Source organism: Paenibacillus sp. FSL K6-0108 (genome assembly GCF_045040695.1).
GTDB classification, from domain to species: domain Bacteria; phylum Bacillota; class Bacilli; order Paenibacillales; family Paenibacillaceae; genus Paenibacillus; species Paenibacillus pabuli_B.
Genome location: NZ_CP150288.1, coordinates 4027609 through 4052393 on the forward strand (window position 1 = coordinate 4027609; position 24785 = coordinate 4052393).

At 43.1% G+C, this 24785-nt stretch carries 28 protein-coding genes and 3 pseudogenes; 5 read left to right on the forward strand and 26 right to left on the reverse strand.

Features of this window, described 5'->3' with window-relative positions; genetic code table 11:
• Nucleotides 1-27 precede the first annotated feature (27 nt).
• Nucleotides 28-153 (reverse strand): annotated as a pseudogene (locus tag MHB49_RS18145) (IS200/IS605 family transposase); the annotation flags it as partial.
• Here MHB49_RS18145 and MHB49_RS18150 point away from each other — a divergent pair.
• On the forward strand, nucleotides 138-374 hold the full coding sequence (locus MHB49_RS18150; RefSeq protein WP_405152439.1) for a hypothetical protein: 237 nt from the start codon (nucleotides 138-140) through the stop codon (nucleotides 372-374). The pseudogene MHB49_RS18145 and the gene MHB49_RS18150 overlap by 16 nt on opposite strands.
• A 264-nt stretch (nucleotides 375-638) precedes the next feature.
• Here the strand turns inward: MHB49_RS18150 and MHB49_RS18155 are convergent, their stop codons facing one another.
• The 9 genes and pseudogenes from MHB49_RS18155 to MHB49_RS18195 form a co-directional block, all read right to left on the reverse strand.
• A complete protein-coding gene (locus MHB49_RS18155) occupies nucleotides 639-1397 on the reverse strand; it encodes an SDR family NAD(P)-dependent oxidoreductase (protein WP_405152440.1) in 759 nt (252 codons plus the stop codon).
• A gap of 100 nt (nucleotides 1398-1497) precedes the next feature.
• Nucleotides 1498-2460, reverse strand: a complete 963-nt coding sequence (locus MHB49_RS18160; RefSeq protein WP_405152441.1) for a transketolase family protein — start codon at nucleotides 2458-2460, stop codon at nucleotides 1498-1500.
• Nucleotides 2457-3293 (reverse strand): transketolase, encoded by an 837-nt coding sequence (locus MHB49_RS18165; RefSeq protein ID WP_405152442.1) that lies wholly within the window; start codon nucleotides 3291-3293, stop codon nucleotides 2457-2459. The genes MHB49_RS18160 and MHB49_RS18165 overlap by 4 nt, the downstream gene beginning before the upstream one ends.
• A gap of 119 nt (nucleotides 3294-3412) precedes the next feature.
• Nucleotides 3413-4759: an MFS transporter gene (locus MHB49_RS18170; protein ID WP_405152443.1), complete on the reverse strand. Its 1347-nt coding sequence runs from the start codon at nucleotides 4757-4759 to the stop codon at nucleotides 3413-3415.
• Between the two features lie 294 nt (nucleotides 4760-5053).
• Entirely contained in the window at nucleotides 5054-5782 is a 729-nt protein-coding gene (locus MHB49_RS18175; RefSeq protein WP_405152444.1) for a FadR/GntR family transcriptional regulator, read from the reverse strand.
• Nucleotides 5783-6209: 427 nt separating this feature from the next.
• A pseudogene (locus tag MHB49_RS18180) lies at nucleotides 6210-6302 on the reverse strand (ATP-binding cassette domain-containing protein); the annotation flags it as partial.
• 207 nt (nucleotides 6303-6509) lie between these two features.
• The gene (locus MHB49_RS18185) at nucleotides 6510-7193 is read right to left on the reverse strand and encodes a metal-dependent hydrolase (protein WP_405152445.1); all 684 of its coding nucleotides are present in this window, start codon (nucleotides 7191-7193) and stop codon (nucleotides 6510-6512) included.
• A gap of 414 nt (nucleotides 7194-7607) precedes the next feature.
• Complete coding sequence (locus MHB49_RS18190; RefSeq protein ID WP_405152446.1) at nucleotides 7608-8243, reverse strand: FMN-dependent NADH-azoreductase; 636 nt, start codon at nucleotides 8241-8243, stop codon at nucleotides 7608-7610.
• A 46-nt stretch (nucleotides 8244-8289) separates the two neighbouring features.
• A complete protein-coding gene (locus MHB49_RS18195) occupies nucleotides 8290-8673 on the reverse strand; it encodes a tautomerase family protein (RefSeq protein ID WP_379380249.1) in 384 nt (127 codons plus the stop codon).
• 130 nt (nucleotides 8674-8803) lie between these two features.
• On the opposite strand from MHB49_RS18195, the gene MHB49_RS18200 reads away from it, so the two are divergent.
• Nucleotides 8804-11332, forward strand: a complete 2529-nt coding sequence (locus MHB49_RS18200; protein WP_405152447.1) for a tetratricopeptide repeat protein — start codon at nucleotides 8804-8806, stop codon at nucleotides 11330-11332.
• Between the two features lie 164 nt (nucleotides 11333-11496).
• Here the strand turns inward: MHB49_RS18200 and MHB49_RS18205 are convergent, their stop codons facing one another.
• Nucleotides 11497-11742 (reverse strand): hypothetical protein, encoded by a 246-nt coding sequence (locus MHB49_RS18205; RefSeq protein ID WP_405152448.1) that lies wholly within the window; start codon nucleotides 11740-11742, stop codon nucleotides 11497-11499.
• A gap of 205 nt (nucleotides 11743-11947) precedes the next feature.
• Between MHB49_RS18205 and MHB49_RS18210 the strand changes: the two genes are divergently transcribed.
• Together MHB49_RS18210 and MHB49_RS18215 are read left to right on the forward strand one after the other, a co-directional pair.
• Nucleotides 11948-12118 carry a hypothetical protein gene (locus MHB49_RS18210; RefSeq protein WP_192267798.1) on the forward strand — a complete coding sequence of 57 codons (171 nt, stop codon included), beginning with the start codon at nucleotides 11948-11950 and terminating at the stop codon, nucleotides 12116-12118.
• A gap of 11 nt (nucleotides 12119-12129) precedes the next feature.
• The gene (locus MHB49_RS18215; RefSeq protein WP_192267800.1) at nucleotides 12130-12309 is read left to right on the forward strand and encodes an H-type small acid-soluble spore protein; all 180 of its coding nucleotides are present in this window, start codon (nucleotides 12130-12132) and stop codon (nucleotides 12307-12309) included.
• A 445-nt stretch (nucleotides 12310-12754) separates the two neighbouring features.
• Here the strand turns inward: MHB49_RS18215 and MHB49_RS18220 are convergent, their stop codons facing one another.
• The 10 genes from MHB49_RS18220 to MHB49_RS18265 form a co-directional block, all read right to left on the reverse strand.
• A complete protein-coding gene (locus MHB49_RS18220) occupies nucleotides 12755-12994 on the reverse strand; it encodes a transposase (RefSeq protein WP_405157169.1) in 240 nt (79 codons plus the stop codon).
• Between the two features lie 401 nt (nucleotides 12995-13395).
• Nucleotides 13396-13737 carry an MmcQ/YjbR family DNA-binding protein gene (locus MHB49_RS18225; RefSeq protein WP_405152449.1) on the reverse strand — a complete coding sequence of 114 codons (342 nt, stop codon included), beginning with the start codon at nucleotides 13735-13737 and terminating at the stop codon, nucleotides 13396-13398.
• Between the two features lie 27 nt (nucleotides 13738-13764).
• Nucleotides 13765-15090: a replication-associated recombination protein A gene (locus MHB49_RS18230; RefSeq protein WP_405157170.1), complete on the reverse strand. Its 1326-nt coding sequence runs from the start codon at nucleotides 15088-15090 to the stop codon at nucleotides 13765-13767.
• 118 nt (nucleotides 15091-15208) lie between these two features.
• Nucleotides 15209-16093 carry an AraC family transcriptional regulator gene (locus MHB49_RS18235; RefSeq protein WP_405152450.1) on the reverse strand — a complete coding sequence of 295 codons (885 nt, stop codon included), beginning with the start codon at nucleotides 16091-16093 and terminating at the stop codon, nucleotides 15209-15211.
• A gap of 254 nt (nucleotides 16094-16347) precedes the next feature.
• Nucleotides 16348-16542, reverse strand: coding sequence for a hypothetical protein (locus MHB49_RS18240; RefSeq protein ID WP_405152451.1), 195 nt, complete (start codon nucleotides 16540-16542; stop codon nucleotides 16348-16350).
• A gap of 258 nt (nucleotides 16543-16800) precedes the next feature.
• A complete protein-coding gene (locus MHB49_RS18245) occupies nucleotides 16801-17241 on the reverse strand; it encodes a DsbA family protein (protein ID WP_405152452.1) in 441 nt (146 codons plus the stop codon).
• Nucleotides 17238-17432 carry a DsbA family protein gene (locus MHB49_RS18250; RefSeq protein WP_405152453.1) on the reverse strand — a complete coding sequence of 65 codons (195 nt, stop codon included), beginning with the start codon at nucleotides 17430-17432 and terminating at the stop codon, nucleotides 17238-17240. Before MHB49_RS18250 ends, MHB49_RS18245 begins: the two co-directional genes overlap by 4 nt.
• A gap of 56 nt (nucleotides 17433-17488) precedes the next feature.
• Nucleotides 17489-17788: an NAD(P)H-binding protein gene (locus MHB49_RS18255; protein WP_405152454.1), complete on the reverse strand. Its 300-nt coding sequence runs from the start codon at nucleotides 17786-17788 to the stop codon at nucleotides 17489-17491.
• Complete coding sequence (locus tag MHB49_RS18260) at nucleotides 17685-18134, reverse strand: NAD(P)-dependent oxidoreductase (RefSeq protein WP_405152455.1); 450 nt, start codon at nucleotides 18132-18134, stop codon at nucleotides 17685-17687. Before MHB49_RS18260 ends, MHB49_RS18255 begins: the two co-directional genes overlap by 104 nt.
• 38 nt (nucleotides 18135-18172) lie before the next feature.
• Entirely contained in the window at nucleotides 18173-18832 is a 660-nt protein-coding gene (locus tag MHB49_RS18265; protein ID WP_405152456.1) for an SDR family NAD(P)-dependent oxidoreductase, read from the reverse strand.
• Nucleotides 18833-19029: 197 nt separating this feature from the next.
• Between MHB49_RS18265 and MHB49_RS18270 the strand changes: the two genes are divergently transcribed.
• Entirely contained in the window at nucleotides 19030-19623 is a 594-nt protein-coding gene (locus MHB49_RS18270; RefSeq protein ID WP_405152457.1) for a TetR/AcrR family transcriptional regulator, read from the forward strand.
• 248 nt (nucleotides 19624-19871) lie between these two features.
• Here MHB49_RS18270 and MHB49_RS18275 read toward each other — a convergent pair.
• The 5 genes and pseudogenes from MHB49_RS18275 to MHB49_RS18295 all read right to left on the reverse strand — a co-directional run.
• Nucleotides 19872-19943: pseudogene (locus tag MHB49_RS18275) on the reverse strand (AraC family transcriptional regulator); the annotation flags it as partial.
• A 28-nt stretch (nucleotides 19944-19971) separates the two neighbouring features.
• Nucleotides 19972-21663 (reverse strand): dihydroxy-acid dehydratase, encoded by a 1692-nt coding sequence (gene ilvD, locus MHB49_RS18280; protein WP_405152458.1) that lies wholly within the window; start codon nucleotides 21661-21663, stop codon nucleotides 19972-19974.
• A gap of 18 nt (nucleotides 21664-21681) precedes the next feature.
• Nucleotides 21682-22347, reverse strand: coding sequence for a GntR family transcriptional regulator (locus MHB49_RS18285; protein ID WP_405152459.1), 666 nt, complete (start codon nucleotides 22345-22347; stop codon nucleotides 21682-21684).
• 363 nt (nucleotides 22348-22710) lie between these two features.
• A complete protein-coding gene (locus MHB49_RS18290) occupies nucleotides 22711-23661 on the reverse strand; it encodes an alpha/beta hydrolase (RefSeq protein ID WP_405152460.1) in 951 nt (316 codons plus the stop codon).
• Between the two features lie 64 nt (nucleotides 23662-23725).
• Nucleotides 23726-24778 (reverse strand): LLM class flavin-dependent oxidoreductase, encoded by a 1053-nt coding sequence (locus MHB49_RS18295; RefSeq protein ID WP_405152461.1) that lies wholly within the window; start codon nucleotides 24776-24778, stop codon nucleotides 23726-23728.
• Between the last annotated feature and the right edge of the window lie 7 nt (nucleotides 24779-24785).

The following is a 24785-nucleotide window of genomic DNA, read 5'->3' on the forward strand; positions in this document are numbered from 1 at the left end:
TCACTTCACTTACCAGTTAAACTGGTTTTACTTCTTTTTGCTTCCATTACTGCTGAAAGGATCTTTGTATTCTTTTAAACTCAGCTTATCTACCGCCTGATCATGTGCTTCTTGCTCACGAATATACTTTCTTACCGTTGCTTCATTTAGACCTTAAAACACTTGGCGATGTAGCGGTGCAATCTCCATTTCACGATGCCATATGGAAGATTGAGCAGCATATTCACTTACCCGGTTTACGAATCTCCCCATACGGCAACACGATTCGGATCTACACCATACTTCTCTACATTGCTGCGTATGAATCTGCAGAAGAAAATGATCCTCTAACAAGTTCAATTCAGTCATCCGGATATTGGTTCTATCATTTTTGAAGGCGGTTCGGAAAAGGTCACTTTCAACAAATAATTGAATGAAGAATGTAATGCATCAAGGATATGTCCCGCGGCTTCCATTTCGCGATTTTGCGGCCGTCTCTGAACGTATAAGTCCTGCTCTCTCTTCAGAATTAAAGTTTTTAACAATAAGCGAATGACCCTTCCGCCAATATAACAGAAGGGTCATTTATCTTAGCAAGTTCAATAATAAGTTTTAATAATATTTCTTTAGATGAACCTTCAAGCCGGACAAATATTGCCTTAATCCATGTGAGAGCCACCGTTAATATCGATTTCCTCTCCGGTAATATAAGATGCCTCGCTTGATGCAAGGAATGCGATAGCTGAAGCAATCTCTTCCGTTTCACCCGGGCGTCCCATCGGGATACTTGCGATTACACCACTCGCTGTTTCATCATCAAGGGATTTCCAAATATCTGTATTCACAAGTCCAGGCGCAATACAGTTTACGGTAATTCCATTTGCCGCTACCTCGCGGGCAAGGTTTTTCGAGAAACCAAGCACAGCAGCCTTGGAAGCAGAATAGTGGGCTCCACCAAAGACACCGCCTCCCCGTTTGGCAGATACGGAAGAAAGACTAATAATTCGTCCATAGTTTTGCTTTTTCATCGTCTCCAGCACAGCCTGCGAGCACAAGAACAATCCGAACATATTTACGTTGAAGACACGAGTAACGTCCTCAAGTGTCATTTCCTCAACAGTAGCCTTTTGGGATATCCCCGCATTATTCACCAGAATATCAATTCTTCCATATTCATTCAGTACGTTTGTAACCATTTCACGATTCGATTCTTGGCTAGTTACGTTCAACTTTACCCCGATCGCTTCTCCACCTTCGGCACGAATGGCATCAACGGTCTCCTGAATTCCCTCCTGATTAATATCGGCGATAACCAGTTTGGCACCTTGTTTGGCTAAAGTCATTGCAATCGTACGCCCGATTCCGCGTTTGGACCCGCTTCCTGTGACGATCGCTACTCTATTAGTTAGTTCAAACATGTATAGACACTCCTTATGATTTTTATAATTGTAGAATAATTAATTGTAGAAATAGTAGTATGTTCATAACCTTGGCTGCATCGCTGGTGTAATGAATGTCTTAACGGATGTCCTTTAACATGGTTTGCGCAGTCTGAACGATGTTCTCTACCGTAATACCATTCAATTCAAGCAGCTTTTCGTATGGTGCGGATTCGCCGAATTGGTCCTGTACCCCGATTCTGCGAACAATGGCGCCACCTTCCTCAGCAACCACCTCACTAACTGCACTTCCCAGGCCATTCAGGATGTTATGATCTTCTACTGTGATGATGCGTCCGGTACTCAAACAGTCAACGACAGCCTGACGATCCAGTGGTTTAATTGTATGCATATCGAGTAAAGTGACGGAAACGCCTTCATTCTCTAATAATTCAGAAGCTTTCAAGGCCAGATGAACGGTATCACCGTTGGCAATGATGGCAATATCCTTGCCTTCCTTCAGTGTCTTGGCCTTTCCAATCTCAAATTCTTCGTCTTCATCATAGATGACCGGAATCGTATCACGTGTAAAACGAAGATATACAGGTCCATAATATTCTGCCGCTTTTGCAACAAGTTTGCGAGTGGATGCGTAATCTGCACCCATAATAACCGTCATGTTTGGAATGGAGCGGAGTACACCCATATCTTCGATGGCCTGATGACTTCCTCCGTCGTTGGCTGGAGTCAATCCACCATGTGAACATGCAATTTTGACGTTTAGGAACGGATAGCAGACTTCCTGTCGAATCTGTTCTGCCATGCGCAGTGATCCGAATACTGCATATGTGCTGATAAACGGAATTTTACCTGTCGTTGCCAAACCAGCTGCAAGGCCAGCCGCGTTTTGCTCCGCAATACCAACATTAATATGTTGATTCGGGAACTGATTGGCAAACTCGGTAGTTTTGCATGACTTGCCGATATCAATATCCACCACATATATGTTCTTGTTCTTCTTGCCAAGTTCCACAATCTCATGTCCAAAACCGTCACGCGTCGCTATTCTTTTCTCGGTTACGTTCGTTTTTTGTGTGCTCATTGTTGTAGACCTCCCGCAATTTCTTCCAAAGCCTGCAGATACTCTGCTTCCTTCGGAGCAGCACCATGCCAGCCACATACATCCTCCATAAATGAAACACCTCTGCCTTTGACCGTATTACATACGATACAGATGGGCTTGCCATGCTCCAGACCTCGAATCTCATCCAGTGTATCTACAATCTGCTGCATGTCATGGCCGTCAATTCTTCGGGTATCGAATCCAAAAGCTTTGAATTTCACTTCCAGATCCAGATTAGGCATAATTTCGTCGCAAGTTCCGTCAATCTGCAAGTTGTTGTCATCCACGAACACAACCAAGTTATCCAACTGATATTTATTGGCCGTCTGAGCAGCTTCCCATATTTGGCCTTCCTGACACTCCCCATCCCCCAGCATGGCGAATACGCGGTATGATTTTTCATCCCTTTTGCCTGCTATTGCCATACCTACTGCGCAAGATAGTCCTTGACCCAGAGAACCTGTCGAGATGTCGATGCCCGGGCACTTTTTCATGTCTGGATGTCCCTGGAATGGAGAGCCGTATTGTCGAAGCGTGTGAATCGTCTCGAAAGGAACGTAGCCACGATGAAGCAAAGCGGCATATTGAATTGGACATACATGTCCTTTGGATAAAACAAACCGGTCACGGTCTTCCCATTTAGGGTTGGCAGGATCAATGTTCATTTCGTTAAAATATAGAGCGGTTACAACATCTGCTGCGGATAGCGAGCCACCAGGATGCCCTGACTGCGCTTCATAGATCATCGTTAGGGCGGATTGTCTAAGTTTTATTGCTTTCTGTTTAAGCTCTTCGACGCTGAGTTTCGTCATTTTGCTCACCTCGTTTTAAAATTTTGACCTGTTAAGTTATCATGTTGTTCACTTGTATCCTAAGTTTAGGTAAAAAACGAGCAGTTAAATGATGCTGTATACCCGTTTAATTGTTATGATCAGCCCAACTTGCTTGAATTTGCTGGATCTAAGGGACGTCCTAGATTCACTTTGTGACTTTTACCTGATTGCTTCACAAGGAACACGATAATAGTAGCGCTTATAATCATGCTTATTCCCAACACCGTCAGTCCGAGATTGTGACTGCCGGTCAAATCGTTGATGAACCCAACAAAATAGGGTCCAAAGAATCCACCCAGATTACCGATACTGTTGATTAGTGCAATTGCGCCACCTGCAGCTGCACCAGTTAGGAAGGATGGTGGTATTGCCCAGAAAGGTGAGTAGGCTCCAAATGCTCCACACAGACTAATCGTCAGGAGTACAAACGCACCGATCAGACTAGTTTCTGCAACGTACACACTGGCAATCATCGCAGTTGCACTAACGATCAAGCATCCAGCAACGTGGAATTTGCGCTCATTCTGTCTGTCTGAACTTTTACCGACCAGATACATGACAACCATCGCACAGAGATACATCAATCCTAGCAACCATCCTATACTCTGTAGGGACCATCCCGTTGACTCGGTCAATCCTCTCGAAATCGTCGGCAAAAACATGTTGATGCCGTAATATCCAAACATCCAGAAGAAGTAACCCAGAGCTAGAATAAGAACGTCCTTGTCACGCAATACTTCGAGAAACGTGGGCTTTTTGACTTTCTGCTTTTCCAGCGCCTCTTTACGTGTAACATCCAGTAACCAGGTCTTCTCTGCACCTGTCAACCATGTTGCATCTTCAATACGATCCGTCAAATAGAAGAAACATACAACACCGAGAATAATTGCTGGTATCGCTTCCAAAATAAACAACCACTGCCAACCGGCGAGTCCCAACCAATCAATCTGTAGCAGGAATGTTGATAATGGGGATCCAATCGCATTTGCTGCCGGAATGGCAATCATGAATCCTGCAATGGCTTTCGCGTGATGCTTGGATTGATAGAAACCGCTCAAATAATGTACCATACATGGATAAAAACTGGCTTCGGCTACACCGAGTAAAAATCGAACAATATAAAATTGGATCGGAGTTTGAATGAACGCCATCACAATTGCAATGATACCCCATGAAACCATGATCCGACTGATCCACCGTCTGGCACCAATCTTGGTCATCATTGCACTGCCGGGTACCTCAAGCAAAAAATAGCCTAAAAAGAAAATCCCTGCTCCAAAGCCGTACACAGCCTCGGAAAATCCGAGATCCTCATTCATTCTTAAAGCGGCAAAGCCTATATTCACCCGATCCAGAATTGAAATTGCAAAGCATAAGAACAAGAAGGGAATCAATCGCATAGTTACTTTACGAACAGTGGACTTCTCGAGTTGATGTAGATCCATATGAAAATCCTCCCAATAAATGATGCAAAGCCATCACCATATTAAACGCTTACAATTCCATTTTAAAAATTAATGCCGTCTTATTCGGGCATCATTTTCTAAATAGAGCGTTTCCAAGTACCTGTAAACGTATGCACCTCCTGCTTATTTGTAATCTTGTAAACTTGTATCCTAAGTTTAACTGTTCTGAATATAACAACTTGTTTTTTAATTGTCAACAACTTATTCTTTTGAATCTTGTATTTCCAAATTGGCAAATAATCCCTATGCTGAAGAAATGCATAGGGATTATCGTTAATCTTTCCAATAGCGGTTAAATAGATTCTGCATGTGTTGTGTCATCAGCCTCGCAGCCTTATCTTCCTGCTTCTGCTCAATCGCGTCAATAATTTCCTTATGTTCGCTGAAGTTCGTATCCCGGTAATCCGGACGGGTAACCGTACGATCCCGGATAAATCTCCACATCTCCTGTTGCTTCATCGCTTGGGTAATTACGGTCATGAACTGAATAAACAGATCATTGTGTGAAGCTCTGGCAATCTCCATGTGTAACCGCTCATCGGTCTCGGGAACATAATGTCCATCGGCTGTCTCTGCTTCCATCTGATTGATGGTTTCCCGAAGCAGCTGAATCTCGTCGGCCGTAGCCCGTTGAGCTGCCATACAGGCAATTAGCGGTTCGATGTTCATTCTCGCTTCAACAATATCCTCCGGGGATACAGAGTTGAGAAAAGACTCATCTGTAAGGGCTTCTTCCTGAGGCATGGTGCTTTTGACGTAGACACCCTCACCCTGTCTGGAGTAGATGTACCCTTTCATCTCCAATGCACTCAGTGCTTGTCTGATCGGAGCACGACTCACGCCAAATTGCGCGCACAACTCCCGTTCTGTGGGCAGCTTGTCCCCAATCTGGAACGTACCTGATTGTATTTCCGAGAGAATCTGGTCGTAGATCTGAATGTACAATTTATTACTTGATACACGATTAAATTGTATTGAAATCACTTCCTCTGCTGAATTCATGACTCCTGGTCACTAAAACGATATCAATAAACATTATATAAATTAGAATCTTGTTAGACAACATGATTATTAGACAAATGTGATCAGATTAAGCACAAATACAACGTTTTGACACGCAATTCAATTGTGATGATGTGATGGCACTTCGGATTGCACGGCAGGTCAGCAAATTCAAAAAAAACATGATCGCGATGAAGCGATTATGTTTGGGTGGCTCCAAAGCTACTTGAAACCTTGAACTTAAGACTTGTCTGGCAGTATGTTTTTGTCAAACTCCACTTCGAACAGATATTCATCCAGATCAACCTTCATCGCTCCGATAAAAATGTTGGATGCGATCATTTTGCAACCAACCGTAGGTTGGCTCATCGCAGACAAGTTTTTTTAACTTCTGAATCAGTCGCAAAATCTGTGCTTGCACTGTTACGTCCAGTGCTGTTGTTGGTTCACCAGCCAGCAACAGTTCTGGTCTCGATGACAACGCCATCGCAATCATGACACGTTGCCTCATTCCTCCGGAAACTGGCAATGCCTTTGGCATCTTTCTGTCAATGTCACAAAATGGATTTTAAGCACGTAGTATGCCTAATTAGAGCTGGGAATATAACGTTGTTAGCGGTTTCAGAATCATTATTCACGATCCTATGTATATATTTGAAACGACACACGAAAAAGCCACTAGAAAGCGGCTTTTCATATGTTCTTCATTGGGTTACAGACCATAGACTTAGAGTTCTATTCCCTCGCCAGGTTCAAGCACTTTGCCTACCCCGATCGGGAGAAGTGAGACAAAGGACTGTGGATCTTGCTTAATAAACCGGAACGTATTGAAGTGAATGGGTATAGCTTGTTTTGCTTGAAGCCAATCAGTCGCAAGCGCAGCGTCTTCAGGTCCCATCGTATGGTTATCTCCAATTGGCAGAAAAGCCAGATCAATATCGTTACGTTCTCCAATCACTTTCATATCGTAAAATAATCCTGTATCCCCTGCATGGTATACAGTTTTGTCTTCAGCTGTGAATAGAATTCCGGTAGGCATACCTGTATATATAATCGTTTTGGTCTCCGGATTAACATAACTTGAACTATGGAAGGCTTGAGTTATTTTCACTTTTCCAAAGTCAAATGTGTACGATCCGCCAATGCTCATCGGATGAGTTCGAACATGCTCCCACCCTAACATGTCAGCAAGTTCTGGAGATGCAATCACCAGTGCATCGTTGCGCTTCGCAATGTCAACTGTATCCCCCACATGATCCCCATGTCCGTGGGTTAACAGGATTACATCCGCTTGCACAGTAGCTGCATCCAGGTCCGTGTTTGAGTTGCCTGTAATAAACGGATCAATCAGAATGGTCTTGCCGTTTGTCTCAATTTTCACAACAGAATGTCCATGATAAGATACTTTCACTAATAGTTCCTCCTCTTAATTTGTCGATTTTGCCATGTTTCTACGGATTAACGTAATGTAACAGACAACTGCGGCGATATTGAATAACATGCGATGACGGTCACCATTGGTATAGCAGATTGTCCACCACCACTCAATAACACTACGAATAGTATGACGCCGCTGATGGTTGCCAATGTAATTCTGCAATTCAAACCCTCAGAATAGATCCCTCGCCATCGATCTGGAAATGAAACCGAAGCTTCCTGCAAGTCCCTGAATAAATCTCAGTGCAATAAAAGACCAGATTGTTCCGCTTAACGGGTGTGCAACAGATTCGAGATTTCATAAACATGCCCATCAAAAGCTGGCAATCCAGCAAGCTTTTGATGGGCAAATATTGTGCAGCTTATGCTACCTGGATTTAATTGGGGATTAGAAGTTTTGAGCTACGTTACGGGCTTTTTCAATAGCATCTGCTTTGATCTGTGGAGCACGTTCTCCTGCTGTGGAGATTCCTTCCACAAACAGGTTGTCGAAGTCTGTAATACCTACGAAATTCAGGACCGTTTTCAAGTGACGACTGGCGTTCTCCCGATCTGCTACAGGACCTTCTGAGTAAACACCGCCAGTAGCCTGGATATGGAATGCTTTTTTATTTTCAAGCAATCCGACAGGACCATTTTCGGTGTATTTGAACGTTTTTGCTCTAACACAGAAGGAATCGATGTACGCTTTCACTACAGGAGGATAAGAGAAGTTCCACATTGGAGTGACGAACACATATTTATCTGCTGCTACGAATTCTTTAAGCAAGTTATTCAATTGAGTAATCTTTTGTTGTTGCACAGCTGTCAATTGATCAAACGCACCACCGGTTTGCAGTGTTCCCCAAGCGCTAAATACGTCAGCATCAATCTGGGGAATGTCACGTTCATACAGATCTACATGCACAACCTTGTCTCCAGGGTTGCTTTCTTGGTAAGCTTGTACAAATTGTTCTCCGACGGAAAGGCTATACGATGCTTCAGGGTTACCTGGGTGAGCTGTAATGTATAGAAGTGTTGACATGATTATATCTTCCTCTCGTTTATACGAATTTTTGTAAGTTGTGTATTCATGCGATGAATGGGGCAAGACCGTTGCCATATGACCAGTTTTCTTTGGTAACCTCAATCAGATTGATGAATACATCTTCTTTTCGGATGCCACTCTTCTGATTCAGCTGCTCGGCAAGTGCCGCGTAGAACTCTTTCTTCACTTCGTCAGAACGACCGGCGTTCAATGTAATTTGAACAATGAGGAAACCGTCACTTCTTTCGATATCCAGGCAATTCGGATCAAAACTGAAATTTTCGCGATCCAGTTCTTCAATGATCAGAAAACGATCGTTTGCAGGTACGTGCAGTTTATCTACGATCGTTTGCAAAACAACTTCACCGATTTGGGATTTCTCTTCACTTGAGCGGCCTTTCAATGTGACGATGCGTGTTAATGGCATGTGAGTTACCTCCTTGTTTTGTTTTTGTTGATATGCTTTATTTTATCTGCTAGAATCCAGAACACGAATGTATATAAGTTCGTGTTTGTTCGTGTCACAGTAGCTCAGAATATGAAATTCAGGTGATCATATGGAAGACGGGAAATTTTCGAAAGATTGGCCTCATGAATGGATCAAAAAAATTCGTTCCAGACCTGCTAGAAACGGCTTATCCAAAAGGATGCGGCAAGTGGATCTGGCCAAGCGTGTTGGCGTTGATCCGCGAACGGTACAGCAATGGGAAAACGGAGATCGGCTTCCCAGCGTAGGTAATCTCAAGCGAATAATTCAGGTATTTTGGGAAGAAAGACTTTTTCTGGAAGGCGAACCGCGTCAGGAGGCGGAGGAACTATGGCTTGCTGTAAAACGCTTTTCGGAAGCACGTTCAGCTACCCATCGGGAGTTTCCAGACTTTGACGTTACCTGGTTCGAAACGTTGGTTACCATGAAAGAAATAGAACCGGAACCAACCCATGATAAGCCATTGACTTCAATTAGGGTAGCAAACCGATTACCGAAACTTCCTTCTCTCTTCGTTGGGCGGAATCAATCCAGAGTAGAACTGACGGAACGGTTAAGCGTGCACGCCCTGGTTTCGATCGTAGGGCCCGGAGGAATCGGTAAAACGTCTCTAGCCGTTGAGGTGGCTTCAGCCCTTTCCGACAAATATCCGCAAGGGGTCTGGATGTTCGAATTCGGCGACATCATTGAACCGGATGATTTGGGTCAGTTGCTCTTATCCACGCTGGGGCTGCATAATCAGGCGAACCGGACAGACCTTCAAGCCGTGCTGGATGCTGTCTCCAGCCAAAGCATGTTGTTCATTTTCGACAACTGCGAACATATCATCGATGCCAGTGCAGCTCTGGCCGAGTTGCTTCTGGCGGCTGCACCGGGATTGACCATTCTCGCAACTACCCGGGAGCCGCTCAATATCTCTGGAGAATCCGTCTACCGAATTTCCCCATTGTCTTTTCCCGCTGATGAGCCTTCACTGCATGATCTCACCGAACAGGAGATTATGGAATTCGAAGCCGTGCAACTGTTTTTGGAGCGGGCGCGTATTGCGGCGCCCCAATTTCAGCCTACGTTGCCAAAACTCAGACTTGTTGGCGCCATCTGCAAAAGGGTGGAGGGAATCCCGTTGGCCATTGAACTTGCTGTTGCCCGGATGAACATTCTGACATTGCAACAGATTGAAGAACGTCTGGCCAACTTGTTGACATTGTTGACTGCCGGGAAGCGAACAGCTGCACCCCGGCAACAGACGCTGAAATCCACGATTGACTGGAGCTACAATCTGTTGACCGGCAAGGAACGACTGCTGCTCAGGCGGCTCAGTGTATTTTCGGGAGGGTTCACGTTGGAGGCAGCGGAAGAAATCTGCATCTGTGAGCCTGGAATGCCTGATCGGGAAGATCGCATCACTGGAGAGGATATGCTTGATCTGTTGTCCGGCCTGGTCAATAAATCTCTCGTTTCCAACGAGATTGGCGAAGACTATTGCTTCGTCCGTTATTTCATGTTGGAATCCATTAAGGAATATGCAAGTGGGAAACTGCGGGATGAATCCGAAGAATGTAAGCGTCAAGCGCTCTACGAGCGCCATCTACGGTATTACGGTCAATGCCTGCTCCGTGCGGAACCCAAGTTCAGGACCCGCGAGCGCGAGGCGTGTATTGAAGAAGTGAGACGGGAATATACCAATCTACGCGCGGCTCTTCAATGGTCTTATGCCAATCCGCAAGCTCGTTCGTTCGGACTACATATGGTGTCCAATCTGTATTGGTTTTGGCTTCATGAGGGCAGGCTGAAAGAAGGACTGTTCTGGCTAGATCGCTTTTTGGACAGCGATGTGAATGCTGGTTCGCCAGACGCCGATTGCGCCAAAGCCTTGCATGGACAAGGCGTCATACAATTCATACAGGGAAATATGGAAGGTGCGATGGCTTCGGCGACCCGCAGCGCGGATCTCGCCCGCGATCTGAGAGAAGCCTCTCTCTTGGCCTCTTCCCTTCGGCTGCTCGCATTTCTCCACATCAAACTGAATCGCATGCAAGAAGCCGAGCCGCTCGTGCAGCAGAGCGTTGAGATGGCGAGAACCTCGGGTGATTTATGGAACTTGGCATCATCGTTACATGCCTGCGGGAAGCTCCGTTTGGAGCAAAAGCAATATTACGAAGCTTCATTACTCCTGAAGGAGAGCGTTCAATTCTTTGAATCGGTTCAGGACCAATGGGAAGTATCCGGTCCCTACGAGTGTCTGGGATACTCTTCCTTGAAACTCGGAGAACTTGCTGTGTCGATTGAATATTTCAAAAAATGTATCGCAGCGAGCCAGATCTACAGAGGATCTTGGGTTCTTTCTCGTGGTATAGAGGGTTTGGGCATCGCACTATGTGCAAAAGATGCCTTCTCCGAGGCTGCACTGCTTCTCGGAGCCGCAGAGAAAGGTCGCCAAAGCTTTGACGGGGAAAGCACGCCGAATTTCCCTGCAGAGCACCAAGAGACTGTACTCGCACTTCAGCATGCTTTGGCAGATCAGGAGTTGCATGAGTGGTGGAACAAAGGCAGAGGAATGTCTCGATCTCAAGCCCTTGCATATGCATTGGAGATTTAGATAGCACTACTTCGAATAAGTTGTCGCCTGCAATCCATTTGTTTGATTGTTATAACCAAAACAAGCGCCTGATCTCTTCGCATTCGAGAGACTAGACGCTTGTTTGTTATTAGGATGCGATTTTCTTTTGCCTTTAGGCCCCGTTTCTGGGAGCATTGCAGTTGCTATAATGACGAATAAATGTCCATTCTTCGCTCCAGCCATTCTCTCGTCAGACGCTGGGGGTCAAAACCATAGTTGTTGAAATTAATCTCAACGAGCTTACTGTCTTCATCCAATTCTGCCGGCTCTATAATGTATGAGTAACTAAGCAAGACGTAACGGACAATTGAACTGATCTTGATAGAGTATGAGATGAATATCCCACCAAAAGTATAGACAGTGTGTAAAAAGTCCACTAAAGGTTTCAACTTTACGTCATCCAATACGAAATGGTTTACGGATGTGACCCTCCATTCAGCTCTTGCTTCCTGACATGTCAGTGGAACCGTAGTGGGGAACAAAATGGTTATTAAATCAGATTTACGTGAAAAATTTTGCATAAGCTCTTACTGTTTGGTGCAATGTAGTGATGCAGGGATTTTAAAGATTTGATCACTACATGGAGGGATCGTTTTGGCTAAGAGCAAACAGCAACAAGAAGCGCATGGAATCGGACAGATCGAGCAGCAGCTGAACAATCAGATGGAGACTGCCGCAGAAATTCAGGGACAATCGAAACTCGACCAAGAAATAAAAAAGGCCACTCACAGTCATATGGATCAATCGAATGAGCTTTCAGAATAAGGAGAATTCTCATGAACAAACAAAGAGCGATTGAAATTTCTGAATCGGCCATTATGAAAAATGTAACTTACAACGATACCCCTATCTTTATCCAGCATGTCAATGAGGATGAAACAGCTCGGATCTATCTGATCGGAAACTCGGAGCAGGAATTAACCGTTCCTTTGTCCAGTCTGACTGAACATCCTTAGAATAAGGCGGATGAGGAGCACTCCCACTCCCACCTTTTATAGTGCAACCGTAAAACTTAATGCCTACAATCATGACCACCCGTCCAACGGGTGGTTTGCTCTTGGGATATAACCCCTTGTTGTCAAACTGCGCCTAAAGACGCTAACCTGGTGTGAGCATCAAATAAACCCCGCCTAGTTTAGGATGGGGCCACTGTAAGATGAATACAGATTAGTGCATACGACAGGTGTCCGGAAGCTGAGGAGACCATGGCATGAACGCTGTTATGCTTACGGCTCTTGCAAGTCAGTCAGCTGTGGCAACTGCTCAAACAGGTACAGCATACATAAGCCTCAGCTGCTATACCAGCTTGACCTGCGGCGATACCACCGCGATCTCACGACGAGTCTCTGTCGTCATTTCATGCAGCGCCCGCTGCAGCAGCCGCAGATTTGCTCGCCTTCGTCAAGGGCATGCGTCACGGTTTCGAAAGAGCTTCGAGAGATCCGCTTCACGCTTGCCACTCGTTTTCCGGCACTCGTAAGTAATCTGTTCGTTCTCCGGCTCAGGCTCAGCGGTCACTTCTGCTTCGTTAAACAGATTCAACTCCAGTTGACCTGGGTGCGTCTTCTCGCTGGAAGCACCGAAACGCTTCTGCCGAGCAAGCCGGAACTGTTCGTCGTACCAGTTGAGTTGGCCGACAATTCGGCATTTTGTTTCTCAGCTGAGCATTTTACTGCTGGAGTTGTTCCAGGATAAGGGATTACAGGGTGTTTTTTCACAATAAACATGTCGCTTGCTAAGTTCGTCCCCACATAAAGTTCCCAATCACCAAAATCGAAAAGGTCCTTTCAAACCAGCAAGGACAGCCTTGATGAACGAAAAGATGATTGGTGAAATCCATTTGTCTTTATGCCACAGCATCTGAGTATACACGTACAAATCCGTGGTACCTGCCTAATCGGTAATCGGACCCTGTTCTTGTCCCTCGACAACACACTTATCCACTTTTAAAACAGCAACAGACTTGTTCATGTTAATTTCCCACCCGGAGAAATACACATTCCATTGTTCCTACATGGAGTTACATATCTAAATAAGTTATTTTATTTTTTCACTTTACGTTTGGATTTCGTCAGGTCAAAACTATGTTTTACCATATCGTGAAGGTCATCCTCCGATAGGTCTCCATCTAAGATAACGGTATTCCAATGCTCTTTACTCATATGATATCCCGGCTTAACTTCTTCAAATGCGTTTCGAAGGAATTCAGAACGATCAGGATCACATTTCAAGTTTACGCAAAGATGAGCATCTTTTTCAAATATTAATGCAAAGATCTTCTCGTTTCCTTTGTGGCGTATGGCTGTCCAACCGTCTCCAAAAGGATGATCCTCATAGGAGGCTGGATAAGACAAACAGTATTCTACGATTTCTTCTAATTTCATTTTGATTTTCTCCTATTTACAAAGTTATCAATTTTGATTGTTGTTCTGCTTGTGCCATGCTGAAATTTCTTCCATCTTTTGTTTAATTTTAAATTCAGACCCCTGTGTTGTCGGATGGTAATATTCGCGTCCGATCAGGGAATCGGGCATAGTCTGCATCGTTGTTAGCTTTTCTTCTGTGTCATGGGCGTACTGATACCCTTTACCGTAGTTTAGCTCTTTCATAAGCTTCGTTGGAGCGTTCCGAAGCTGCAAAGGAACAGGTTCACTCATGGAGTGTAAGGCGTCTTTTTTCGCATAGCGGTAGGCCAAGTAAGCTGAATTTGATTTAGGAGCCAGGGTCAGATAAATAACGGCTTGTGTTAGATGAACATCACACTCTGGCATTCCTATCAATTGACAGGCTTGAAACACCGAAACAGTAATTTCCAATGCCCTATTGTCTGCCAAACCTACGTCCTCACTTGCAAACCTAACCAGCCTTCGAGCGATAAATAAAGGATCTTCACCTGATTCCAACATTCGTGACAACCAATAAATAGATGCATTTACATCACTATTTCGCATGGATTTATGCAATGCAGAAATGATATTGTAGTGTTCTTCTCCATCTTTGTCATACAATAGTGATTTTCGATGAATAATTTGAAGCAGCCCTTCTTTGCTAATTAGAATAGCTTGATCTTGTTTCTCTCCATTTAGTACAGCCATTTCTAAGGTGTTTAATGCCACCCTGGCGTCGCCATTTGAATACTCTGCGATAGCAGAAAGTACACCCTCTTCAAAACCGATCTTTTGATCTCCGTATCCTTTAGGATCGAAAATCGCTTTTTCTAGTAATTCAACAATATCTTCACTGCTTAATTGATGAAGGACAAATACTTTACTCCGAGATAGTAAGGCAGAGTTAACTTCGAATGATGGATTTTCAGTTGTCGCACCGATGAGAATGATGCTTCCTTTTTCCACATATGGAAGAAAAGCATCCTGTTGTGCCTTATTAAAGCGATGAATTTCATCGATGAATAAAAGGGTCTTCTCCCCTAGCTGCCTGTTCCCCTCAGCTTCCTTCATTACATTCCGGATATCTTTAATACCACTAGTTACAGCACTAAAATCAATAAACTTAGACTTGGTTTGATTAGCAATAATTTTAGCTAGTGTTGTTTTGCCAACACCTGGAGGACCCCAAAATATCATAGAAGACACTTGATCATTTTTAATCATATCTTGCAGAACTTTTCCAGGGCCAAGTAAATGTTTTTGTCCTATAAAGTCCTCCAATGATTGAGGACGCACGCGATTAGCCAACGGTCGATCATGTTCATTATCAAATAATGTTCCTTGTATCACAGTATCACTCCCTTTTGAACAACAAATGTGTGTTCTTAAAAACTCTGTAATGGTTAAGCCCAAGTTTTTTAGAGGTGTTCCCCATTCATGTACTTTAGGCATAATTAAAAATATATAATTAAAGGTTCTGCTTTCGGAATTCTACAGGCGTAAAGCCAGTTTCCCGTTTAAAAAATTTACTAAAGTGAGTCGTTTCTTGGAAGTTAAGCATTTCTGCAATGTCGCTAATCAAGTAATCTGTATGCATTAACAAACGTTTAGCTTCGAGACTAATTCGAGCTGATATGAAAGCTTTAGCACTTATTCCAACAGCTGCGACTGTAACCCGTGTTAACGTTTTTTCTGTGCAATTTAAAAGGGCTGCATAGTCACTTACATGATTTAATTGGGCATAATTTTTCTCCACTAATTCTTGAAACTTTAAAAACTTTTGTGAGACCTGAGAAGTAGAAGGGAGTTTTTTTTGTTTTTGAATGAGGTTAAGCCAAGCTACAAATGCGTAAAGCTGAAACCGTAACAATATATGAACTTCTTCTTTTGCTACTTGAATTAAGGAGTCTTGAACCATTTGCTCTATCAAAGTGTTTGCTCGCTGCAGCTCTGTATTATTTAGCGTTAAACCCTTAGGGGTTCTGCCTATATCAAACGTTAAATTCAGTTCGTTCAACGTAAGTGAAGTAGGAAGAAGGAATTCCTCACGGAAAAGAATAACCCATCCGTCCCAGTTCTCATCGTGTCCAAAATTATGGACTTGTCCAGGTGTTACTGCTATCAATGTTCCCTCCTTACAAGAGATGGGCTCAAAATCGATCCATTGAGTACAAATTCCTTCGGTGACACAAATGAGCATATAAAACTCATAACGATAAGTGGTTTTCATACCTTCCTCTGGTGTTCGCTCTTTGAGGGAAGATACGCTAAAAATCTCCAGATCATATGGGTAAGAGAACACTGGTTTATATATAAGAGGTCTTATTTTATTTTCCTGTTTGAATGAATCCAACGATTACACTAACCTCCTCAAAAAACATTCAAAAAATCGAAATGTCCGAAAAATATCATTAAATATCCCTTTTTTGCCTTCATTAGATGTAATCAATGACCTAAAATGATCATATCACAATTTTAGAACGAAACAAACTGGTAGTGGGTCGAGGTAACATATTATCCTGATGTGCATTACATTATGACATACTTGAGCTGGGCATGTTTTTCGAATATCATGTTTTGTTTCGCGCGTTTCACGCACTCAACTGGCTAAAGCAATGATAAAAAAGCCGCTAAAATAGCGACTTCAATGGGAATATGTTCTTGTCCCTCGACATCTCTCATTTTAATGACTTCTTTCCATGGAGGAACACTGATTTCTTCACATCCCTTCCCTGCTATATCAAACCATGCACCGAAGAAATTTCTACTAAATTGAGTAAGTAATTTTTCAAGAATCCACAATATGATTCTTTTATCAACGAAATTGTGCATCTTTATTTGATAATTTACAAGGTATATGCATAGGGGCAAATTGCTGGGAAATCAGACATGTCATCCTCTTTGTCACTTCATTTAATGATTTGGAGATTGCTTTCGTTGAGTTATTCTTCTGCCTATTTCGCTTGAACTGCCTGTCTAAACGCTGTTCAGAATACTTTATAATTGTTCTCAACAATGCTTTCATGATATCTCTGTCTTACAAATGCTTATTGGCTTTACTTATTGAGATGCTTGGTTAAGAGCATTTATAAATACCTCTGTTGGTTGTGCGCCGGATATCGCGTATTTTCTATCAATGACAAAGAAAGGTGCTCCTGTAATCCCTAATTGTTTTGCTGTAGCTTCATCTGAACGCACTTCGCTAGCATATTTGGATGGATCATGGAGAACTGCCATTGACTCGTCCCCATTCATTCCAACTGACTCTGCAATATCTGCTAATGTATCATGATCGCTAATTAGCTTGGCGTCCGTATAATAAGAATAGAACAGCTTCTCTGCTAATTTCTGATCTTTACCCACAGATTTGGCATATTGGGTTAAACGATGCGCATCAAACGTATTGGTGGGCTTTATTTGGTCGATATTATACACGAGACCCATCATTGCTGCTTGTTGTTCAAGTTCAGCATGTGCCTTTTTCGCTTGCTCGATACTCATACATGTTTCTCAGAAAGTATTTGATGCATACTTTTGCCTGAGTACATGGATGTTTGCGGATTAAGTTCAAAGCTTCTATATTCAATGACCACTTCATTTGGATGAACGAATTGCTCTAGTGCAGACTCTAATCGTCGTTTACCAATATAACAAAATGGACAAACATAATCCGACCATATCTCGAATTTCATTTTGAATTCTCCCTCACTAACCACCTTAATCGGTGAATACTACATTTTTATTGAGCTTATTTGTTATAAATAATAGGCATTTTTCTAATCAATTGGTTGTCACGAGCGGCAGAGTACATGAATTTGGCAACATTTTCCCTGGAAACAGATAATTTAGCCGATTTATCTCCGAATGAATAGTCATAAGACTGCCCTGTGTATTTAACATTGGGGTTAATAATTCGAACGACTGTCCAATCCAGATTCGATTCCTTAATCATTCCTTCCATTTTCTTCATTTCTGCATAACCGTTTGGAAGAAGAATTTTGGCTAATACACCTGGGAAGTATCGTGGACATGTTTTTCTTATCGTCATCTGATTGCAAAGCTGGCGTCGCAAGTGTAATGAACCTTTTTTTGTTAAGTTTGTTCATAGCCCTAATCATCAGTTCGTGCCCGTCAGCAATCGGCGTGCCTTTAAGCTTTCGTGACATATCTGAGGCTGGCCCCAATGTGCTGATTACGACATCGGATTCGTCAACGGCCTTTTCGATGGTTGAAATATTTGAAAGTTCCCCTTGTACAAGGCTCAAATTTGGATGTTTGAGGCTGATTTTTTGGGGGTTTCTAACGTATGCCGTAACGAAATCTCCGTGATCTAATGCTAGTTGGGTTACAAGCTGTCCAATTGCGCCACTTGCACCAAAAACAGTGATATTCATATTCTTTCTTGTATCTCCTCTAAAATAAATTATTCAACTTACACTTTATCTTCAGTTATAAACTCTTCTACTCTGTCTCTTTTGGTGTACATGTCGTACCAAATATCAGCGATTTTATCCTGAACTCCTGAATTCGGCTGCATCCAAATTCCGATAGAAAGGTGACCTGCATAAACTCCTTTGTCAGCTAGTTCGCTGTTCAAATTAAAGATATAATTCCGAAGTCCTGAAATTGCAATTCCGACATTGCCCATCATCGGCACCGGGTGAACTGCAGCACCTCCAGTTGTAAATAATAGGGCACCGCTTTGCTTTTCCAACATATCCGGTAACACTTGTCGAACACTCGATAAAGCACCTAAAACATTATATTGAAATTGGTATAACGCATTTTCTTCAGTTACATCTAGTGTTGGCGCTACTGTGTCAAAGCTGGGCGTTGGACTGTATTCAAGAACATCAATGAATCCGTATTTCTCTTTAATAGCAGCAAATGCCATCTCAATTTGTTCTTTGTTTAATATGTCCGCTTGAAATGAAGCAGCTTCGATTCCCAATTGTTCTAATTCAATAACCAGTCGGTTCAACTTTTCTTCATTTCGAGCAATAAGAGCTACGCTAAAACCATGTTCTCCGAATTTCTTCGCAATGGACATCCCTAAACCTGCTCCTGCTCCAACAATCGCTATCGTTTTCATTTAATATCTTCCCTTCAAATAGAGTTAATTATCAACAAGATAAATAATGGTCAACGTGTTGTATATTTATCTTTTGTTTATTATGATTAATAAAAGGTCAGCATTCAATGTTTAATAATTTTGATTTTGAGAGATAAAATACAGTTTGGGTCCAAATGTCGTATATCTAACAAAAAAAGTTAAGGGAATGAGCCATAATGAACAAAAAAATCGATTTGCGTATCCTTCGCTCCAAACATTCGATAAAAAAGGCGTTTATAGAACTTCTTAATGAAAAGGGGTACGAAGGAATTACGATCCAAGATATAGCCGATAAGGCGATGATTAACCGAAATACCTTTTACCTTCATTATCAGAACAAACCCGATTTGTTGAACGTATCTATGGACGAATTATTAGAAGAATTAAATAGTACACTCAAGCTTTGTTCGAGCAGCAAATCTCCTATAAGCGGCTCTATGCTTGAACAACTAATGCAAACCATACTGGAGAAAATTAAGGACAATATTCCCTTTTACAAAGCATTGTTACTTGATGAGAATAGAATCTATGGTTTTCAATCAAAAATGGAGGAAATTATAAAAAACACAGTGGAAGATGGCTTGGATGATATTCCCCTGAAGATTTCAAAGGAATTATTACTTCAATATATCGCATCTACTTTTATGGGCATTGTAATATGGTGGGTTAAAAATGATTTTTCGTATACTCCGAGTGAACTCGCCTCTCAATTCGGAAAAATTCTAACTCATGGACACTTAACAGCTGCAGGTATTCCAATCAACGATTAGAGTGATCATGGTTACGTAGCTGAGGAGACATAACAGAAGAGGAGCCCTTCGAATGAGGGCTCCTCTTCTGTTATTACGCTTTAAAAAATCTATATTGCACTCTTGAAGATAAACCAAAACCTCCGCTCTTCGTTTTACCACTATTGGTGATACGGTTCACCGTATTATCTGTAACAGCAAGTTTAAGACCATCCTTTGCGGAATGGCCTTTCTTTCGTTGGAACACGCCTTGTTTTCCACCAAAGTCTTTAAATCTTCCTTACTGGACGTAATACAGCATAACCATAGCCCTCCGGGAAATGCCGTTGGTAATCCTGCTTGTTCCTTCATTCTTCAATGTTTATTTGTTTATTCCATCAAATCTGTAACTGCACCTCTTGAAGCAGAGGAAACTAATTTAGCATATTTGCCGAGTACACCGGACCTTACTTTCAGTGGAGGTTGTACCCACGCTTGCGCTCGAGCGGCTAACTCTTCTTCTGACACCTCAACCTTAATTTCCTGAATGTCACTGTTAATGGTAATAATATCTCCATTTTGGAGCAAAGAGATCGGCCCGCCTACTTGTGCTTCAGGTGATACATGGCCGACTACAAATCCATGCGAACCACCAGAGAATCTACCATCTGTTATGAGAGCAACTTTTCCTCCGAGACCCTTTCCTACAATGAGTGCTGTAACGGAAAGCATCTCAGGCATACCTGGTCCACCCTTCGGACCACAATAGCGTATGACCAATACGTCTCCTTCTTGAATTTCATCGTTCATGATCGCTTCTGTCGCTTCATCTTCGCTATCGTACACCTTTGTCGGGCCGGAAAACTGCTGTATCTTCATGCCTGACATTTTGGCAACAGCGCCTTCAGGAGCGAGGTTTCCTCGAAGCACTACCAGTGGTCCATCTGGCTTAAGCGGATTATCGAGTGGACGTATAATCTCTTGATCATTCTGAAGTGGAGCAGCTTCTGCTAAATTTTCCGCCAACGTTTTACCAGTTACCGTGAGGCAATCCCCATGAAGTAATCCCTCAGCGAGCAATAGCTTCATTACCCCTGAAACACCGCCAATATCATTCAAATCCTGCATCACATATTGGCCACTTGGCTTCAGATCTGCCAGATGCGGAACACGCAAGCGAATGCGCTCAAAATCATCCAAGGTTAAATCGACTTCTACGGAGTGCGCAATAGCTAGCAGATGGAGAAAGGCGTTGGTTGATCCCCCTAGAGCCATAACAACGGTGATCGCATTCTCAAATGCTTTCTTCGTCATAATGTCTCTTGGGTAGATTTCCTGTTCAAGAAGTGAGATGACCTGTTTACCTGCTGCTTCGCATTCCAATGCTTTATCCGCTGAGATCGCTGATGTCGAAGAAGAACCAGGCAAACACATCCCCATTGCTTCTGCAGCTGCGGCCATCGTATTAGCGGTATACATGCCCCCGCAAGCCCCTGGACCCGGGCAAACACTGCATTCGACCTTATGCAGCTGTTCATCTGTCATTTTTCCATCCTGATATTGACCAACAGCTTCAAAAGCTGAAACGATATCCACTTTTTTACCATCAAGATTACCAGGTTGAATGGTTCCTCCATAGACATAAACGGAAGGAATATTCATCCGTCCAATAGCCATCAAACATGCAGGCGTATTCTTGTCACAACCACCGATTGCAACAACGCCGTCAAAACGCTCCGCTCCAGTCACAATTTCAATCGAATCAGCGATAGCTTCCCGACTTGGCAGCGAGAATAACATCCCGCCATGCCCCATCGAAATCCCATCTGAAACGGTAATTGTATTAAAAATTAGTGGAGCACCGCCGTTATTACGTGCGCCCTGCTTAGCTTGCACCGCTAAATCATTGATGTGCATATTACACGGTGTTACTTCACTCCACGTACTCGCTATTCCGATCATAGGCTTTTTAAAATCGTCATCTTGAAAACCAACTGCACGCAGCATCGCTCTGTTCGGTACCCGGTTAGCACCTTCACTGATTACCTTGCTTCGAATACGAAGATCTTTTTTATTTCCCATGTCCTTTTACCCCTCACTTCAAAGTATTTCGTTCAGTTCCTGCATCGGTCGAATAAAATTTTGTTTCATTAGCACGTGAGCATCGTCGCTATTCTTGCCTTCAAAAGCTCTAATGATCAAATCATGCTCTTCGACTGAGGCAAGTGTAGCTGTAATGGGTTGTTTTAAAAACACATATTTAAATCTCCTAATGTGAATCTGAAGAGATGTATTAAATGTGGCCACATAAGGATTATCTGAGAGCTCCACAATATAATTATGAAATAGCTCATCCACCTCCATGGCCTGATAAACTTGGCCATTCTTAATGGAACTTTCAAATTCCAAATTTATGGATCTTAGTTTCTCGATCTGTTCTGGAACAATCATTTTGGCGGTAATTTCAGCAGCCAAGGCCTGAAGAGCAGCCATGGTTGAATACATCTTAAAAATATCGTTTTTCTCAATATTCGTTACTTTTGTTTCTTTTCCTGGATGCATAGAAACGAGACCTTGAACTTCGAGTAACTGAAGTGCCTCCCGGATTGGTGTCCGGCTGACTCCAAGCGATTCAGCCATTTCCCCATCAATAAGCTTTTCACCTGGTTGCAGTGTTCCATCAATAATCCATCGCTGAATCTGAGAAAACGCTCTTTCTTTTGCGGACATACGAACGGGTAAGGCAAAATCTTTAGGAATTGGCATTGTTTTCATCCTCATCACAATTATTCTTATATGCAATATATCGCATACACGATCGAGATGCAATTAGTATTTCATTTCTTTAATCGCTCAATACGGTTTATCCAGATAATTACCTGTTTTAATGAGAGTTTGAGACAAAAAAAACTTTAATTTATTAGAATTTAATTGATGAATGTTACATTATTTGGTACTTATAAAGACTTATGTACTTTTACTTACGTACTTATCTAATCGGCAATCGGACGATGTTCTTGCCATTCTGGTAATCGGTAAAAACCAAATCGCAGCAGATTGCGGCGATTTGGTTTAATTTATAACGTGACCTCTAGCTATTTCACTGCGGATCAGCTTCCCTGTGCAGTTTTAAAGATCGGTGTTGGGATGAAGTGCACGAGCCATTGCATCCATATAACCCTTAACAGCACGCTGACTCACTTCTGTTTCCGGAGCAAGAATTTCGAAAAGATGGAAGCAACCTGGATAGAGGTGAAATTCAACATCCACACTTGCTTGTGCTAATCGTGCCACATAGTCCATCGTCTCGTCCCGAAATAGATCGAGCTGACCTACACAAGTATAGGCTGGCGGCAATCCGGCCAAGTTCTCTGTTCTCGAAGGTACTGCGTAAGAAGAACTCCCACTGCCATCGTTCCCCTCACCAAGGTACATATTCCAAGCAGCCACGTTGTCCGTTCGGTTCCAGATTGAACCCTCTTCTATAATCTCATGACTGGATGGCGTGATGTTACGATTATCTAACATCGGGTACAATGGCATTTGAAAGATAATCGACGGACCTCCTTTATCACGTGCCATCAGCGCCAGTGCTGCTGTCAGCCCGCCACCACCACTAGCACCGGCAATGGCAACCCGATTCACATCAATGCCAAGTGTTGCTGCCTCCACCGTCATCCATACCAATCCAGCATAACAATCTTCAATCGCTGCAGGATAAGGATGCTCGGGAGCAAGCCTATAATCGACTGATACGACAATACATCCTGCTGTCTGAACAAAACGTTCGCACAATTTGTCGTCCATATCTGGATGTCCCAATACGTATCCGCCCCCGTGAATCCATAACATGGCTGGTAGTAAATCATTCGTTCGTTCGGCCGGCTCATATATTTTGACCAGCATCTCGCCTCCTTCCCTCGGAATTTGCCGACTGGTTGTGGCCACATGCTCTGAGCTCTTCACAGAGGTAGCCGCTACTAACCTTCTGCTCCACTCTAAATTTTTCTCCAATTCAAACCCTGGAAATTGTGAATATACCTCTCTTAATTCTGGTAATATACGTGTCTCAATACTCATGATAATCCCTCCAAATATAATAATGAATTCGAACGTCTACGTTTTTTTAGTTTATAGTCAATTCTTATCTCATTTCAGCTTCCCACTTGGAAATTTCCTCTCGTACTCGCGGTGCAACCTCTGTACCGAGCAATTCTATAGCCCGCATTACCAACTCATGTGGCATCGTGCTTAAAGGGACATACATCATGAAACGTGTAATTCCTACATGTTTGCGCAGATGAATAATTTTTTGAGCAACTGTCTCCGGATCACCTACATAAAACGCACCATCAGAGTGGCGGGCAGCGTCATAGCTGGAACGATCATAATATGCCCACCCCCGCTCTTTGCCGAGTTTATTCATGCCGTACTGAGTGGACGGGAAAAAGAGTTCTGCCGCCTTATCCGTATCTTCTGCAACAAATCCGATAGAATGTGATCCTACCCGAAGCTGCGATACATCATGACCGGCATGAGCTGCCGCCTTTTTATACAGTTCTACAAGCGGTGCAAATTTTGTTGGATTTCCACCTATAATTGCCAGAACTAGTGGCAGACCTAGAATTCCAGCACGTATGGCAGACTCCTGGGTACCTCCGCTACCGATCCATATAGGTATAGAATTCTGGACAGGGCGCGGGTATACCCCCAGATTATGTATCGCTGGTCGATAGCCTCCACTCCATGTTACTTTCTCGGATTCCCGTAACTTTAGAAGCAGTTCAATGTTTTCGTTAAATAAATCCTCGTAGTCATTCAGGTTATAACCAAACAGCGGAAAGGATTCAATGAAGGAACCTCGGCCCGCTATAATCTCGGCCCGTCCATTGGAGAGACCGTCAAGCGTGGCAAAATCCTGAAACACACGGACAGGATCTGCTGAAGAAAGCACCGTCACAGCACTTGTCAATCGAATTCGTTTTGTGAGAGGCGCCGCAGCGGACAACACCATTGCTGGTGAAGATGCTGCATAATCATCACGATGATGCTCACCTATGCCAAACACATCAAGTCCTACCTGATCTGCAAGGACGATTTCTTCGACGACTTCTCGCAATCGCTGAGCGTGACTCATGACAACTCCGGTCTCCGTATCAGGCTTTGTTTCTACGAATGAAGTAACACCTATTTCCATAATTAAT

What these genes read in the sequence shown, in the direction of transcription:
- MHB49_RS18285 (WP_405152459.1), bottom strand. Translation starts at nt 22,347, where the DNA reads ATGCCAATTCCTAAAGATTTTGCCTTACCCGTTCGTATGTCCGCAAAA.
- ilvD (WP_405152458.1), bottom strand. Translation starts at nt 21,663, where the DNA reads ATGGGAAATAAAAAAGATCTTCGTATTCGAAGCAAGGTAATCAGTGAA.
- MHB49_RS18295 (WP_405152461.1), bottom strand. Translation starts at nt 24,778, where the DNA reads ATGGAAATAGGTGTTACTTCATTCGTAGAAACAAAGCCTGATACGGAG.
- MHB49_RS18175 (WP_405152444.1), bottom strand. Translation starts at nt 5,782, where the DNA reads ATGAATTCAGCAGAGGAAGTGATTTCAATACAATTTAATCGTGTATCA.
- MHB49_RS18265 (WP_405152456.1), bottom strand. Translation starts at nt 18,832, where the DNA reads ATGAAAACGATAGCGATTGTTGGAGCAGGAGCAGGTTTAGGGATGTCC.
- MHB49_RS18290 (WP_405152460.1), bottom strand. Translation starts at nt 23,661, where the DNA reads ATGAGTATTGAGACACGTATATTACCAGAATTAAGAGAGGTATATTCA.
- MHB49_RS18250 (WP_405152453.1), bottom strand. Translation starts at nt 17,432, where the DNA reads ATGAAATTCGAGATATGGTCGGATTATGTTTGTCCATTTTGTTATATT.
- MHB49_RS18170 (WP_405152443.1), bottom strand. Translation starts at nt 4,759, where the DNA reads ATGGATCTACATCAACTCGAGAAGTCCACTGTTCGTAAAGTAACTATG.
- MHB49_RS18165 (WP_405152442.1), bottom strand. Translation starts at nt 3,293, where the DNA reads ATGACGAAACTCAGCGTCGAAGAGCTTAAACAGAAAGCAATAAAACTT.
- MHB49_RS18260 (WP_405152455.1), bottom strand. Translation starts at nt 18,134, where the DNA reads ATGAATATCACTGTTTTTGGTGCAAGTGGCGCAATTGGACAGCTTGTA.
- MHB49_RS18195 (WP_379380249.1), bottom strand. Translation starts at nt 8,673, where the DNA reads ATGCCATTAACACGCATCGTCACATTGAAAGGCCGCTCAAGTGAAGAG.
- MHB49_RS18245 (WP_405152452.1), bottom strand. Translation starts at nt 17,241, where the DNA reads ATGAGTATCGAGCAAGCGAAAAAGGCACATGCTGAACTTGAACAACAA.
- MHB49_RS18200 (WP_405152447.1), top strand. Translation starts at nt 8,804, where the DNA reads ATGGAAGACGGGAAATTTTCGAAAGATTGGCCTCATGAATGGATCAAA.
- MHB49_RS18225 (WP_405152449.1), bottom strand. Translation starts at nt 13,737, where the DNA reads ATGAAATTAGAAGAAATCGTAGAATACTGTTTGTCTTATCCAGCCTCC.
- MHB49_RS18160 (WP_405152441.1), bottom strand. Translation starts at nt 2,460, where the DNA reads ATGAGCACACAAAAAACGAACGTAACCGAGAAAAGAATAGCGACGCGT.
- MHB49_RS18155 (WP_405152440.1), bottom strand. Translation starts at nt 1,397, where the DNA reads ATGTTTGAACTAACTAATAGAGTAGCGATCGTCACAGGAAGCGGGTCC.
- MHB49_RS18215 (WP_192267800.1), top strand. Translation starts at nt 12,130, where the DNA reads ATGAACAAACAAAGAGCGATTGAAATTTCTGAATCGGCCATTATGAAA.
- MHB49_RS18190 (WP_405152446.1), bottom strand. Translation starts at nt 8,243, where the DNA reads ATGTCAACACTTCTATACATTACAGCTCACCCAGGTAACCCTGAAGCA.
- MHB49_RS18255 (WP_405152454.1), bottom strand. Translation starts at nt 17,788, where the DNA reads ATGACGATAAGAAAAACATGTCCACGATACTTCCCAGGTGTATTAGCC.
- MHB49_RS18270 (WP_405152457.1), top strand. Translation starts at nt 19,030, where the DNA reads ATGAACAAAAAAATCGATTTGCGTATCCTTCGCTCCAAACATTCGATA.